The sequence below is a fragment of the Pseudomonas kermanshahensis genome (assembly GCF_014269205.2).
Lineage (GTDB): Bacteria > Pseudomonadota > Gammaproteobacteria > Pseudomonadales > Pseudomonadaceae > Aquipseudomonas > Aquipseudomonas kermanshahensis.
This window is the reverse complement of sequence record NZ_JABWRY020000001.1, coordinates 460,128-474,142: the sequence shown is the minus strand read 5'-3', so window position 1 is coordinate 474,142 and position 14,015 is coordinate 460,128. Positions and strand designations below refer to the sequence as shown.

Annotated in this window: 11 protein-coding genes; all 11 read left to right on the top strand. The window is 65.3% G+C overall.

Translation table 11 applies throughout. The features are described from left to right. Positions 1-58 precede the first annotated feature (58 nt). The 11 genes from HU764_RS02260 (at position 59) to HU764_RS02210 (ending at position 14,000) form a co-directional block, all read left to right on the top strand. Positions 59-1,495, top strand: a complete 1,437-nt coding sequence (locus HU764_RS02260; RefSeq protein WP_027595499.1) for a TolC family outer membrane protein — start codon at positions 59-61, stop codon at positions 1,493-1,495. Continuing rightward, entirely contained in the window at positions 1,492-3,654 is a 2,163-nt protein-coding gene (locus tag HU764_RS02255) for a type I secretion system permease/ATPase (RefSeq protein WP_186703630.1), read from the top strand. Before HU764_RS02260 ends, HU764_RS02255 begins: the two co-directional genes overlap by 4 nt. Continuing rightward, a complete protein-coding gene (locus HU764_RS02250; RefSeq protein ID WP_027595497.1) occupies positions 3,651-4,835 on the top strand; it encodes an HlyD family type I secretion periplasmic adaptor subunit in 1,185 nt (394 codons plus the stop codon). The genes HU764_RS02255 and HU764_RS02250 overlap by 4 nt, the downstream gene beginning before the upstream one ends. 193 nt (positions 4,836-5,028) lie before the next feature. Continuing rightward, a complete protein-coding gene (locus tag HU764_RS02245) occupies positions 5,029-5,928 on the top strand; it encodes a chemotaxis protein (protein WP_027595496.1) in 900 nt (299 codons plus the stop codon). 88 nt (positions 5,929-6,016) lie between these two features. Then, positions 6,017-6,328, top strand: a complete 312-nt coding sequence (locus tag HU764_RS02240; protein ID WP_099452939.1) for a hypothetical protein — start codon at positions 6,017-6,019, stop codon at positions 6,326-6,328. Then, positions 6,325-7,059, top strand: a complete 735-nt coding sequence (locus tag HU764_RS02235; protein WP_186703629.1) for a YkgJ family cysteine cluster protein — start codon at positions 6,325-6,327, stop codon at positions 7,057-7,059. Before HU764_RS02240 ends, HU764_RS02235 begins: the two co-directional genes overlap by 4 nt. Before the next feature lie 262 nt (positions 7,060-7,321). Further along, the gene (locus HU764_RS02230; protein WP_186703628.1) at positions 7,322-8,485 is read left to right on the top strand and encodes an efflux RND transporter periplasmic adaptor subunit; all 1,164 of its coding nucleotides are present in this window, start codon (positions 7,322-7,324) and stop codon (positions 8,483-8,485) included. Continuing rightward, the gene (locus HU764_RS02225) at positions 8,482-11,574 is read left to right on the top strand and encodes a multidrug efflux RND transporter permease subunit (protein WP_186703627.1); all 3,093 of its coding nucleotides are present in this window, start codon (positions 8,482-8,484) and stop codon (positions 11,572-11,574) included. Before HU764_RS02230 ends, HU764_RS02225 begins: the two co-directional genes overlap by 4 nt. Before the next feature lie 9 nt (positions 11,575-11,583). Further along, positions 11,584-12,258 (top strand): heavy metal response regulator transcription factor, encoded by a 675-nt coding sequence (locus tag HU764_RS02220; RefSeq protein WP_027595491.1) that lies wholly within the window; start codon positions 11,584-11,586, stop codon positions 12,256-12,258. Beyond that, positions 12,233-13,645 (top strand): heavy metal sensor histidine kinase, encoded by a 1,413-nt coding sequence (locus HU764_RS02215; RefSeq protein ID WP_186681781.1) that lies wholly within the window; start codon positions 12,233-12,235, stop codon positions 13,643-13,645. The genes HU764_RS02220 and HU764_RS02215 overlap by 26 nt, the downstream gene beginning before the upstream one ends. A gap of 130 nt (positions 13,646-13,775) precedes the next feature. Continuing rightward, positions 13,776-14,000, top strand: coding sequence for a hypothetical protein (locus tag HU764_RS02210; protein WP_027595489.1), 225 nt, complete (start codon positions 13,776-13,778; stop codon positions 13,998-14,000). Positions 14,001-14,015: the final 15 nt, after the last annotated feature.

Genomic DNA, 14,015 nt, shown 5'->3' with positions numbered 1-14,015 from the left:
CTGCAATCCCGCCGGGCAATCGCCCGGCGGCAAGGACGAACAGCAGTAAGGGAACTATGTGAAGCGAAGCAGTCCGCTGTCACCGCTGTTGCTGGGGGCCTTCGGGCTCCTGGCCCTGAACTTCAACACGGCTGCCCAGGCAGCCGACGACATCGACCCACAACTGCGCCAGATCGGGCCTTCACTGCTACGTGATGCGCCCGACGCGGTGCCCGCCCGCCCACCTATCGGCATGGCCCCCGTCAGCAATGGCGACCGCCTCGGGCTGACCGAAGCGGTGCTGCAAGCCGCGCAATGGCACCCCAGCATCGCCGAGGCCATCGGCAACCTCTACAAGCAAGGCGAAGGCATCAACGTTGCCCGCGCCGGTTACTACCCGCAGATTTCCGGCGGTATCCGCACGGGCTATGACACTGGCTACGGCGGCGACCGCAACAGCCAGGCGCTCAACCTGTCGCTCAAACAGATGCTCTACGACTTCGGCAAGGTCGACAGCGCCGTCAGCGCTGCCCAGGCCGCCGCCGCCCGCGCCCAGGCCAATATCCTTCTGGTGGTCGACGAACTGGCCCGCGACACCGCCTATGCCTGGGTCGAGACCCGCCGCTACGAGCAACTGATCACGATTGCCCGCGACCAGATCCGCGGGGTCGGCGACATCGCCGGCATGGCCCGCCAGCGCAGCGACATGGGCGCCAGCACCCGCTCCGACGTGGTCCAGGCCGAATCCCGGGTAGAGAGCGCCCGCGCCACCCTGGAGGAATACCAGTCACAGTACGAACGCTGGCGCTCGACCTTGGCATCACTGCTCGGCCGGGTCACACCGCCCATGCTGGCCGAGGAATCGCCCCCCGAGCTGAACCAGGCCTGCAAGCGCCCGGGGCAAGGTGATGACCGCCTGCCCGCCGTGTTGATGGCCTTGGCCCAGCGCGCCCAAGGCCAGGCCGAACTGGCCCAGGCCAAGGCCGAGGCCTACCCGACCGTGTCGCTGCAGCCGCAGGTCAACCACTACCTGGACAACGACTACAACCGCGACAACTCACGCATGGACCGCACCCAGGCGGGCATCTACCTGAACGTCGAGGTGCCCATCTACCAAGGCGGTGCCATCAGCGCCCGCACCCGCGCTGCGGGCCATTCGCTGACAGCCGCCGACTCGGCCGAAGATGCTGCACGCCTGCAGGCACGCCGTGGCCTGGCCGAGGCCATGGCGCAGACTTCGGGGCTGGGCCGTCGGCTGAGTTCGCTCGAAGCCCGCCAGGTCAGTATTCAGGAGGCGCGCATGCTTTATGGCCGGCAGTACCTGGACCTGGGCACCCGGCCCCTGCTCGACCTGCTCAACGCCGAGCAGGAAATCTACCAGTCTCGTTTCGAACTCGCCGGCACCCGCTCCGACTTGCTGCGCCTGGATGTCGACTGCCTTTACAACACCGGCGCCCTGCGCACGGCCTTTGGCCTAGAGGGGCGTAACCTGCAAGGTGTGGAGATCCAGCCATGAACGAAACCGTCAATGTGACCCTGCCGAGCCAGGCCCCGGAGCAAACGGCCAACACTCGCCCCGACCTGGGGCCTTGGCTTGAGGTCATGCTCCAGGTCGCGCACCACTATCGCCTGGACGTATCGCCCCAGCGCATTCGCCTGGCGGCCGTCGAAGATGCCCGCCCGCTGGATGAGATTCTCCGCCACATGGCACGCCAGGCCGGCCTGGCGCTGCGCTTCGTGCGCTTCGATGCCAAAGGCCTGCGGCAGTGGCGCACGCCGCTGGTGCTGGAACTCGACGATGGCCAGCTGGCAGTGGTCGAATCGGTGACCGAAGAAGACGACCTGGCGGTGGTCTTCGCAGGCGACCAGGGCCTGACTTCGCGCCTGCCCCGCGACACGCTCAAGGGGCGCATCACCCGGGTCGCCCTGCTGCGCCCGGCGCGGCCGTTGCGTGATGTGCGCACCGACGACTACACCGCCCCCTACGACCGCCACTGGTTCGCGCGTATCGTCCTGCGCGACCTGCGGCCCTATGGGCAGGTGATGGTCGCCTCGCTGGTGGCCAACGTGTTGGCCCTGGCCGGGGTGCTGTTTTCCATGCAGGTCTACGACCGGGTGATCCCCGCCGAATCCCTGCCCACGCTGTACGTGCTGTTTGGTGGCGTGGTGCTGGCGCTGGTGTTCGACTTCAGCATGCGCCTGCTGCGCCTGAAGGTCACCGACCTGCTGGGCAAACGCGCCGACTTGCGTGTCTCTGACCTGGTCTATGGCCATGCGCTGCGCCTGCGCAACTCGGTACGGCCCAAGTCCACCGGCTCGTTCATCTCGCAGTTGCGCGAGCTGGAGTCGATCCGCGACCTGATCACCTCGAGCACCGCCACCGCCCTGGCCGACCTGCCGTTCTTCCTGCTGTTCCTGTTCGTGTTCTGGCTGATCGGCGGCGTGCTGGTGTTCATCCCGCTGGTAGCGCTGCTGGCCATGGTGCTGCCCGGGCTGCTGGCGCAACGGCGCCTGGCACGCCTGGCCAATGCCTCTATGCGTGAGTCGGCGCTGCGTAACGCCATGCTGGTGGAAAGCATCCAGGGCCTGGACGAGATCAAGGCGCTGCAAGCCGAAGCCCGCTTCGAGCGGCAATGGAACCAGTACAACGCCGCCTGCGCCCACACCAACCTGCGCCTGCGCACCTTGACCAATGGCTTGGTGACCTGGACGCAGAACGTGCAGGGCGCGGTGTTCGCCGTGGTCATCGTCATCGGCGCACCGATGGTGATCGCCGGCGACCTCACCACCGGTAGCCTGGTGGCGGCGTCGATGCTGTCGTCGCGCATGATGGCGCCGCTGGCACAGCTGACCCATGTGCTGACCCGCTGGCAACAGGCCAAGGTGGCCCTGCAGGGCTTGGACAAGTTGATGCAGTCACCGGTCGATCACCCTGAAAACGAAGCCCGCGTGCACCTGCCGGCCATCCGCGGCGAGTACCAGCTGCGCCAGGCCAACTTCCGCTACAGCGCGGAGGCGCCTCCCGTCCTCACCATCGGCCAGCTGGACATCCAGCCGGGTGAACGCATCGCCGTGCTAGGCCGCAACGGTGCCGGCAAATCCACCCTGCTGCAGGCCCTGGGCGGCGCCATGGACCTGGTCCAAGGCGAAATCAACCTGGACGGCATCGCCCTGGCCCATCTCGACCCCGCCGACCTGCGCCGCGATATCGGCTTGCTGCCGCAATACTCACGGCTGTTCCACGGCACCCTGCGGGAAAACCTGACCCTGGGTGCCGGCCAGGCCAGTGACCAGGAGTTGGTCGCGGCGCTGGCCGCCACCGGCGCCTTGGAGTTCGTCCGCAGGCTACCCAAAGGTATGGACCACCTGATTCTGGAAGGCGGTGTCGGGTTGTCCGGCGGCCAACGCCAGGCCTTGGTGCTGTCGCGCCTGTTGGTGCGCCAGCCGCAGGTGCTGTTACTGGACGAGCCGACCGCGTCCCTCGACGACATGACCGAACGCAAGTTACTGGATAACCTCGACCGCTTCTGCCAGGGCCGCACCCTGGTAATCGCCACCCACCGCCTGAGCGTGCTGCAGCGGGTCGACCGGATTATCGTGCTGGATGGCGGCCGCATCGTCATCGACGACAACCGCGATGCCGCGTTGGCCAAACTGCAAGGAGCCCAGGCATGAGCAACCATGAACTCCCGGCGTCCTACCTGGACGGTCAGGATGACCAGGCAGTATTCCGCGCCGGCCGAATCATCACCATCTGCGCGCTGATGCTCGCAGCGTTCCTGGCCTGGGCGGCCTGGTTCGAAGTCACAGAAGTTTCCACCGGCACCGGCAAGGTGATCCCCAGTTCGCGCGAGCAGGTGATCCAGTCGTTCGAGGGTGGCATCGTCGCCCAGATGAGCGTGGCCGAAGGTGACCTGGTCGACCGCGGGCAGGTGCTGGCCCAGCTCGACCCGACCAAGACCGCCTCCAGTGTGGGCGAGAGTGAAGCCAAGTACCGCGCGGCCAAGGCCAGCCAGGCGCGCTTGCGTGCAGAGGTCACCGGCAAGCCGCTGGTGTTCCCCGACAGCCTGCGCGACTCCCCCGACCTGGTCGACGCCGAAACCGCGCTGTACCAGACCCGCCGCCGCGGCCTGGAACAGACCCTGGCCGGTATCGACGATTCGCTGCAGCTGGTGCGCAGCGAACTGAAGATCACCGAGAACCTGGCGAAGATGGGCGCTTCAAGCCGCGTCGAGGTGATCCGCCTGAACCGCCAGCGCTCGGAACTCGAGCTCAAGGCCAACGAAGCGCGCTCCGATTACCTGGTACGGGCCCGCGAAGAGCTGGCCAAGGCCAGCGCCGAGGCCGACAGCCTGTCCGAGGTGATCCGCGGGCGCAGCGACTCGCTGACCCGCCTGACCCTGCGCTCGCCGGTGCGCGGTATCGTCAAGGACATCGAGGTCAATACCTTGGGGGGTGTGGTCCAGCCCGGTGGGCAAGTGATGAAGATCGTGCCGATGGATGAACGCCTGCTGATCGAAACCCGCATCGCGCCCCGAGACATCGCCTTCATCCACCCCGACCAGGCCGCCAAGGTGAAGATCAGTGCCTATGACTACTCGGTGTATGGCGGGCTGGAGGGCAAGGTGGTCGGTATCTCGCCGGATACCCTGCAGGATGAGGTGAAGCCGGAGATCTACTACTACCGGGTGTTCATCCGCACCGAGCAGGACAGCCTGCAGAACAAGGCCGGCAAACACTTTGCGATCGTGCCCGGGATGATCGCCACGGTGGATATCCGCACGGGTGAAAAGACCATTCTGGATTACCTGATCAAGCCGTTGAACCGGGCCAGGGAAGCCCTGCGCGAACGCTGATGACCCGGTTATCCGATGCCCTGTAGCAGCAGCCTTGCGCTGCGAAGAGGCCGGTGAATACCCAGCAGTTATGCGTTGCTGTCACCGGCCTCTTCGCAGCACAAGGCTGCTCCTACACGGATTCGGCTGGCAGGCTAAAGAGCCGGCTCGGCGGGCCGATATCCTTCTATTCTCTATTCCCACGAAGGTCACCATGGCCACGCAAAAAGCCCGCGCGGATTCGCTGTCCCTGCTGCTGTTCACCCTGCGCAGCGGCAAGCTGATGGCAATCAACCTGCTCAAGGTCAGCGAGATCATCCCCTGCCCTTCACTGACCAAGCTGCCCGAATCGCACCCCCACGTGAAAGGCGTGGCGACCTTGCGCGGCAATTCGCTGTCGGTCATCGACCTGTCCCGTGCTATCGGTGAGCGCCCGCTGGCTGACCCTGAAGGTGGCTGCCTGATCGTCACCGAAATCAGCCGCTCGCGCCAAGGCCTGCATGTGCAGGCCGTGAGCCGCATCGTCCACTGCCTGAGCACCGACATCAAACCGCCGCCCTTCGGCTCGGGCAACCGCTCGTTCATCACCGGCGTGACCCGGGTCGACAACGCACTGGTGCAGGTGCTGGACATCGAGAAGGTCATTCACGCCATCACCCCGCCCGCCGCCGAGCCACAGCACGGGGCACTGAGCGAAGAAGACGCAAGCCTGCTGGCCGCCGCCAACATCCTGGTGGTAGACGACAGCCAGGTGGCCTTGCAGCAGTCGGTGCATACCCTGCGCAACCTCGGCATCGAATGCCACACCGCGCGCAGCGCCAAGGATGCGATCAACGTGTTGCTGGACTTGCAGGGCACCGAGCAGGCGATCAACATCATCGTCTCCGACATCGAGATGTCTGAGATGGACGGCTATGCCTTCACCCGTACACTGCGCGAGACGCCGGACTTCCAGCACCTGTATGTGTTGCTGCACACCTCGCTCGACAGTGCCATGAGCAGCGAAAAAGCCAGGCTCGCTGGGGCCAATGCCATCCTCACCAAATTCTCCTCGCCCGAGCTGACCGATTGCCTGGTGGTGGCGGCGCGGACGGTGGTGTTTGCCGAGCATTGATACATCAAGCGACAAACTCCCCGGCTTGCCGTCGGGGGTGAGTCGGGCATAATTCCCTCCCCTCGGAAGATTTTTGCCGGAATCGCGTATGAAGTTTTTCAGCTCCCTCCTTGTCGCCTGCGCGCTCTTCAGCGGTGTCGCCCAGGCTTCCAGTAGCCAGGCCTGGAACGAGCAGCGCCAGCGGATGCTCAAGGCGTGCCTTGCCGCCAGCCAGTTCAAGGACGCTCACGCGCGTGGCAAGCCCGCCGAATTCGACGACCAGGTCGGCATGAGCGCCCTGCTGATCGAAGGCGTCTATCCGCAAAAACACATGCAGCAGCGTACCGGCACTGAACTGTGCCTGTACGACCGCCAGCACCAGCGCGCGTTCGTCAGCGAATGGAGCCCGGAAGCCAAGTGACCGACAGCGTGCAATTCGCCTGCACCGGCTGCGGCAAGTGCTGCACTGGCCACCATGTGCCCTTGACCCTCGACGAAGCCCGCCAGTGGGCGGCCTCCGCTGGCCAGGTGGTGGTGCTGATCGAGGCGTTCATGGTCGACGGCCCGGGCATGCCGGTCGAGCAGCGCGAGCATGTGCTGCGCCGCTCCCACCCGGTGGCCTGCGGTGACACTGAGGCCCGCGTTTCGGTAACGTTCGCGGCGTTCAACCCAGGGCGCTGTCGTAACCTCGACGATAACGACCTGTGCACCATCTATGACCAGCGCCCGCTGGTCTGCCGCATCTACCCGGTCGAGATCAACCCGCATATCCCGCTGCGGCCCGAGAACAAGGACTGCCCGCCCGAAGCTTGGCAACAGGGCCCTGAGCTGATTCACGGCACGCAACTGGCCGACCCGCGGCTGGCGGCGCTGGTGCAGGCATCGCGCCAGGCAGACCGAGATGACATCGCGGCCAAGGTTGCCGTGTGCCAGGCGTTGGGCATGACCACCAGTGCGTTGAAAGGTAATGGGTTTACCGCTTATCTGCCGGAGATGGGCGCGTTTGCCGCGGCACTGGCGCAGGTGCCGGCGGACAACGGTGCGCGGTGGACGCTGCATGTGCAAGATGACGAGCTGACAGCCAATTTGCAGGGCCATGGTTTGCAGACCACTTGCGAAGCACCGGTTTATTACGCCTTTATTGGTTTTTAGGTAGCCTGAGACAACCATCGGGGCCGCTTCGCAGCCCATCGCAGGCAAGCCAGCTCCTACAGGTACGGCGCCGCCCTGGAGATTTGCGCTGTACCTGTAGGAGCTGGCTTGCCTGCGATGGGCCGCAAAGCGGCCCCATTGGCCTTGAATACTGAAACTGTCAGCGCTGTCAGCCAGGCGTCATGCTGCCGACCCGGTCCGGGGGCTATAAGCTTGAATACAGACAACCGTCCCCACCCTTCTGGCCAAGGTGCCCGCTCCGATGCGACGTCCTTCCCGTTCTGTCATCCTCGCCGCCTTGGCGTTGCTTGTCTTGGTCGTGCTGGGCGTCTGGTTCGGCCAGCGCCAGGAGGCCCCCGCCCCCCGCGCGCAGGCGGCTGTGCCGGTGCGCGTGGTCAGCGTCAGCCAGCAGGATGTGCCGCGCTATGCCAGTGCGATCGGCTCGGTGCTGTCGCTGCACAGCGTCGAGATCCGCGCACAGGTAGAAGGGGTGCTGACTCAGGTACTGGTCAAGGAAGGCCAGTGGGTAAAGGCAGGTGACCTGCTCGCAACCCTCGACGACCGTGCCATCCGCGCCAGCCTCGACCAGGCCCGTGCGCAGCTCGGCCAGAGCCAGGCGCAGATCCAGGTAGCCGGTGTCGACCTCAAGCGCTACCGCCTGCTGAGCACCGATGACGGGGTGTCAAAGCAGACCCTCGACCAGCAACAAGCGCTGGTCAACCAGCTGCAGGCTACGGTCAAGGGCAACCAGGCGGCCATCGCCAATGCCGAGGTGCAACTGTCCTATACCCAAATTCGCTCACCGGTGACCGGCAGGGTCGGCATCCGCAACGTCGACCCCGGCAACCTGGTGCGCAGCAGCGACACCCAGGGCCTGTTCAGCGTGACCCAGATCGACCCGATTGCCGTCGAGTTCGCCCTGCCGCAACACATGCTGCCTACCCTGCAGAGCTTGCTCAAGGCGCCCGCCCCGGCGCTGGTGCAGGCCTACATGGACGCCGACGGCGAACGCAGCCTGCTGGGTGAAGGCCACCTGGCGCTGATCGACAACCAGATCTCGGCGACCACCGGCACGGTGCGGGTCAAGGCCGAGTTCGACAACAAGGACGGGCGCCTGTGGCCCGGCCAACTGGTCACCATTCGCTTGCGCACGGCCATGCAGGAGAATGCCCTGGTCGTGCCGCCGCCGGTCGTGCAGCGCGGTATCGACGGCCATTTCGTCTACCGCCTGGACGGGGACAAGGTCACCAGCGTGCCGGTCAAGGTGCTGTACCAGGACAGTGGGCTGAACATCATCGCCGGGGTCAAGGCGGGTGATCAGCTGGTGCTCGATGGCCAGTCGCGGCTCAAGCCGGGCTCGCGGGTCGAGGTCACCACCGATGCCCCTGCGCCTTCGGAAATGGCCGACCGCCGGAGCCAGCCATGAATACCCGCAACGGGGTTTCGGCCTGGTGCATCGACCACCCGATCGCCACCCTGCTGCTGACTTTCGCCCTGGTCCTGCTGGGCGCCATCGCCTTCCCTCGGCTGCCGGTGGCTCCGCTGCCAGAGGCCGACTTTCCGACCATCCAGGTCACCGCTCAACTGCCTGGGGCCAGCCCGGAAACCATGGCCTCGTCGGTCGCCACGCCGCTTGAAGTGCAGTTCAGCGCCATCCCCGGCATGACCCAGATGACCAGCAGCAGCGCGCTGGGGTCGACCACGCTGATCCTGCAGTTCACCCTCGACAAGAACATCGACACCGCAGCACAGGAAGTGCAGGCCGCCATCAACACCGCCACCGCACGGCTGCCACAAGACCTGCCCAACCCGCCGACCTGGCGCAAGGTCAACCCAGCCGACAGCCCGGTGCTGGTGATGACCGTCAGCTCGAACCAGATGCCCGGCAATGACCTGAGCGACTACGCCGAAACCCTGCTGGCCCGGCAGCTGAGCCAGATCGATGGGGTCGGCCTGATCAACATCACCGGGCAACTGCGCCCGGCCATCCGCGTACAAGCGCAACCGGAGAAGCTGGCCGCCATCGGCCTGACCCTCGCCGACCTGCGCCAGGCCATCCAGCAAACCAGCCTTAACCTGGCCAAAGGTGCGCTGTACGGCGAGCACAGCGTGTCGACCATCGCCGCCAACGACCAGCTGTTCCACCCCGAAGACTATGCCCAATTGATCGTCTCGTACCGCGACGGTGCGCCGGTGCACCTGCAGGACGTGGCCAAGGTCATCAATGGCGCCGAGAACGCCTACGTCAAGGCTTGGTCCGGTGACCAGCCGGGGTTGAACCTGGTGATCTTCCGCCAGCCCGGCGCGAACATCGTCGACACCGTCGACCGGGTGTTGGCCGCGCTGCCCAAGCTGCAAGAAATGCTCCCGGCGTCGATCGAGGTGTCGGTATTGCAGGACCGTACTCAAACCATCCGCGCCTCGCTGCACGAGGTGGAGCTGACCTTGATGATCGCCGTGGCCCTGGTGATCGGGGTGATGGCGCTGTTCCTGCGCCAGTGGTCGGCGACCCTGGTGGTGTCCAGCGTGCTCGGCGTGTCGCTGATTGCCAGTTGCGCCTTGATGTACGTACTCGGCTTCAGCCTGAACAACCTGACCCTGGTGGCCATCGTCATTTCGGTGGGGTTCGTGGTCGACGATGCCATCGTCGTGGTGGAAAACATCCATCGCCACCTGGAGGCGGGTGACGACAGCCGCACGGCCGCCCTCAAGGGCGCAGGCGAAATCGGCTTTACCGTGGTCTCGATCAGTTTCTCGCTGATCGCCGCCTTCATCCCGCTGTTGTTCATGGGCGGGGTGGTCGGGCGCCTGTTCAAGGAGTTCGCCCTGACCGCCACGGCCACCATCCTGATTTCGGTGGTGGTTTCGCTGACCCTGGCACCCACCCTGTGTGCACTGTTCATGCGCCGCCCGACCGGCGCGCAGCACAGCGGTTTCGGTGAACGCCTGGTCAAGTGGTACGAAAAAGGCCTGAACCGCGCCCTGGCCCACCAGCGCCTGACCCTCGGTGTGTTCGGCGTGACCCTGGCCCTGGCGGTGGTGGGTTATGTGGCCATCCCCAAGGGCTTCTTCCCGTTGCAGGACACCGGTTTCATCCTCGGCACCAGCGAAGCGGCAGCGGACGTGTCGTACCCGGCCATGATCGAGAAGCACCAGGCCCTGGCCAAGATCATCGAGGCCGACCCGGCCGTGCGGGCGTTCTCGCATTCCGTCGGCGTCACCGGCAGCAACCAGACCATCGCCAACGGCCGCTTCTGGATCGCCCTCAAGCCCCGCGGCGAACGCGATGTGTCGGCCAGCGAGCTGATCGACCGGCTGCGGCCCAAGCTCGCCCAGGTGCCGGGCATTGTGCTGTACATGCGCGCCGGCCAGGACATCAACCTCAGCTCCGGCCCATCACGCACCCAGTACCAGTACGTGCTCAAGAGCAACGACGGCGTGGCGCTGAACCTGTGGACCCAGCGCCTGACCGACCGCCTGCGCGAAAACCCGGCGTTGCGTGACCTGTCCAACGACCTGCAACTGGGGGCCAGCGTCACCCGCATCGACATCGACCGCCAGGCCGCCGCACGCTTCGGCCTGACCACCACCGACATCGACCAGGCGCTGTACGACGCCTTCGGCCAGCGGCAGATCAGCGAGTTCCAGACCGAGACCAATCAGTACAAGGTCATCCTCGAACTGGACGCCCGCCAGCGCGGCAAGGCCGAGAGCCTCAACTACTTCTACCTGCGCTCGCCCCTGAGCAACGAGATGGTGCCCTTGTCGGCGGTGGCCCACGTCGCGCCGCCGAGCACCGGGCCGTTGTCGATCAGCCATGATGGCCTGTTCCCAGCCGCCAACCTGTCGTTCAACCTCGCCCCGGGCGTGGCCCTGGGCGATGCGGTGAGCATCCTTGAGCGCACCCAGCGCGAACTGGGCATGCCCGACTCCATCAGCGGCAACTTCCAGGGTGCGGCGCAGGCCTTCCAGAGTTCGCTGTCGAGCCAGCCGTGGCTGATCCTGGCTGCGCTGGTGGCGGTGTACATCATCCTGGGGGTGCTCTACGAGAGCTTCGTCCACCCACTGACGATCATCTCCACCCTGCCCTCTGCGGGCCTGGGCGCGCTGATTCTGCTCTGGGCCATGGGCCAGGACTTCAGCATCATGGGGCTGATCGGCGTGGTGCTGCTGATCGGCATCGTCAAGAAAAACGGCATCCTGCTGATCGACTTTGCCCTCGAGGCCCAGCGCCACCACGGCCTCACACCCGAGCAGGCAATCCACCAGGCCTGCCTGACGCGCTTCCGGCCGATCATCATGACCACCCTCGCCGCCCTGCTCGGCGCGGTACCGCTGATGTTCGGCTTTGGCACCGGCGCCGAGCTGCGCCAGCCACTGGGCATCGCGGTGGTAGGTGGGTTGTTGGTGAGCCAGGCCCTGACGCTGTTCACCACCCCGGTCATATACTTGGCCCTGGAGCGCCTGTTCCACCGCCGCCGGGCCGCCCATGCGGCCGCGCCAAGTGCCAGTTGAGACAAGACCATGCGTGTGCTGATCATCGAAGACGAAGAAAAAACCGCCGACTACCTGCACCGCGGGCTGAGCGAGCAAGGCTTTACCGTGGACCTGGCGCGTGACGGTATCGATGGCCTGCACCTGGCCCTGGAAGGCGACTACGCCGTGATCGTGCTCGATGTGATGCTGCCCGGCCTGGACGGCTATGGCGTGCTGCGCGCCTTGCGCGCGCGCAAGCAGACGCCGGTGATCATGCTGACCGCCCGCGAGCGGGTCGAAGACCGCATCCATGGCCTGCGCGAAGGCGCCGACGACTACCTGGGCAAGCCTTTTTCGTTCCTTGAGCTGGTCGCGCGCCTGCAGGCCCTGACCCGTCGCAGCAGCAGCCATGAACCGCTGCAGATCCAGGTCGCCGACCTGTGGATCGACCTGATGGCGCGCAAGGCCAGCCGCGCCGGCCAGCGCCTGGACCTGACCGCCAAGGAATTCTCGCTGCTCAGTGTGCTGGCCCGCCGCCAAGGCGAAATCCTGTCCAAGACCGCCATCGCCGAGCTGGTCTGGGACATCAACTTCGACAGTGATGCGAATGTCGTCGAGGTGGCGATCAAGCGCCTGCGCGCCAAGCTCGATGGGCCTTTCGACAACAAGTTGCTGCACACCATCCGAGGCATGGGCTATGTCCTGGAAAACCGTGCGGGCTAACTCCATCGCGCTGCGCCTGTCGGCGCTGTTCATCCTGGTGGCGGTGGGGGTGTTTTTGCTGATCGGGTCGGCGTTGTATCGCCAGGTCGACCACAGCCTCGACCTGCTCCCGGCCGCCGAGCTAGATGCACGGTTCAGCGTGCTCGAGTCCACCCTCAACCGCTTCGGCACCGCCGAGCACTGGGCCAAGGTCAGCAACAAGCTCAACCTGCTCAGCGAGGAGGACAAGCGCATCCGCTTCTGGGTGGTCAGCAGCGATCCGGCATACGACTATGGCCACCCCAGCGAACTAGTGCGCGCGTTTGCCGAAGGCCCGCCAGGCATGCGCGACCTGCGCCTGCCAGACCAGCCCTACCCCTACAAAGTCCTGGTCAGCGAGTTGCCGGCCCTGGCCGACCGCCCGCCGCTGCGTTTTCTGATTGGCATCGACACCGAGACCTTCTGGCAGGCGCAACACAGCCTGCTGGTAGCCATCGTCGGCCTGGCAGTGCTCGGTGTGCTGCTGGCGTCGGTGCTAGGTTACTGGGTGGCCCGCATCGGCCTGCGCCCGTTGCTGGCGTTGTCCAACGAAGCCCAGGCACTGGCCCCACCGCGCTTGGACGGGCGCCTGCAAACTAATGATCTGGCCCCGGAACTGGCGCAATTCGCCGGGGCCTTCAACGCCGCGCTTGACCGGGTCAGCCAAGCCTACTCGCGGCTGGAGGCGTTCAACGCCGACGTGGCCCACGAACTGCGCTCGCCACTGACCAACCTGATCGGCCAGACCCAAGTGGCCCTGACCCGCGGTCGCAGTGCCGAGCACTACTTCGAAGTGCTGCAATCCAACCTTGAAGAACTCGAGCGCCTGCGCAGCATCATCAACGACATGCTGTTCCTGGCCAGCGCCGACCAGGGCAGCAAGGCCACCGCGCTGACCCAGGCGTCGCTGGCAGAGGAAGTGGCGACCACGCTGGATTACCTGGACTACATCCTCGAAGACGCGCAGGTCCGCGTGGAGGTCAGTGGTGATGCTCAGGCACCCATCGAAAAAGCCCAACTGCGCCGCGCACTGATCAACCTGCTGAACAACGCGGTGCAGCACACCGCGCCCGACCAAGTGATCGAGGTGCGAATCGAAAACGGGCCGGAACAGGTCACCATTTCCGTGAGTAACCCGGGGCCTGCAATCGATGACGCGCACCTGCCGCTGCTGTTCGAGCGCTTCTATCGGGTGGATGCCGCGCGCAGTAACAGTGGTGGCGGCAACCACGGTTTGGGGCTCGCGATCGTCAAAGCGATCGCCCTGATGCATGGGGGCGAGGTTTTTGTGTACAGCGAGGCCGGCGCCAACACGTTCGGCATTCGCCTGCCAAGCGCTCAACGACGCGGGTTTCCAGCAAAAGCCTGAGTGTTCGCCGCACGATCGTTACCTTTTGCGCAACAGTGCTTATCGTACTTCGCTCTGTTTCCAAGGCCATTGAGGGACTAACTTTAGCCCTGTCCTCATTAGCACTTGCATCGCAAGAAGGTAGTTTCAAATGTCCAACAGTATGGGTATTGCCAGCGTCTTCGTCCTGTCTTCCCTGTTGTTGTCGCCCCTGGCCATGGCCGAAGAATCCCCCGCTTTCGTCGCCCGTAATGCCGAGCTCGCCGCGGTCCATCAAGAAGCCCGCGAAGCCGTAGCCGCACAGCAGACCGATGCCGTAAAAGACGCAAACCAGACAGCTTCCAAAGTGTCCAGCGACGTTAATGCCGATAGCTGATCGACCGCTGTACCT

Excerpts from the sequence above, each read along its gene's own strand:
- HU764_RS02255 (WP_186703630.1), top strand. The coding sequence starts at position 1,492 with ATGAACGAAACCGTCAATGTGACCCTGCCGAGCCAGGCCCCGGAGCAA.
- HU764_RS02250 (WP_027595497.1), top strand. The coding sequence starts at position 3,651 with ATGAGCAACCATGAACTCCCGGCGTCCTACCTGGACGGTCAGGATGAC.
- HU764_RS02245 (WP_027595496.1), top strand. The coding sequence starts at position 5,029 with ATGGCCACGCAAAAAGCCCGCGCGGATTCGCTGTCCCTGCTGCTGTTC.
- HU764_RS02240 (WP_099452939.1), top strand. The coding sequence starts at position 6,017 with ATGAAGTTTTTCAGCTCCCTCCTTGTCGCCTGCGCGCTCTTCAGCGGT.
- HU764_RS02230 (WP_186703628.1), top strand. The coding sequence starts at position 7,322 with ATGCGACGTCCTTCCCGTTCTGTCATCCTCGCCGCCTTGGCGTTGCTT.
- HU764_RS02225 (WP_186703627.1), top strand. The coding sequence starts at position 8,482 with ATGAATACCCGCAACGGGGTTTCGGCCTGGTGCATCGACCACCCGATC.
- HU764_RS02220 (WP_027595491.1), top strand. The coding sequence starts at position 11,584 with ATGCGTGTGCTGATCATCGAAGACGAAGAAAAAACCGCCGACTACCTG.
- HU764_RS02215 (WP_186681781.1), top strand. The coding sequence starts at position 12,233 with ATGTCCTGGAAAACCGTGCGGGCTAACTCCATCGCGCTGCGCCTGTCG.
- HU764_RS02210 (WP_027595489.1), top strand. The coding sequence starts at position 13,776 with ATGTCCAACAGTATGGGTATTGCCAGCGTCTTCGTCCTGTCTTCCCTG.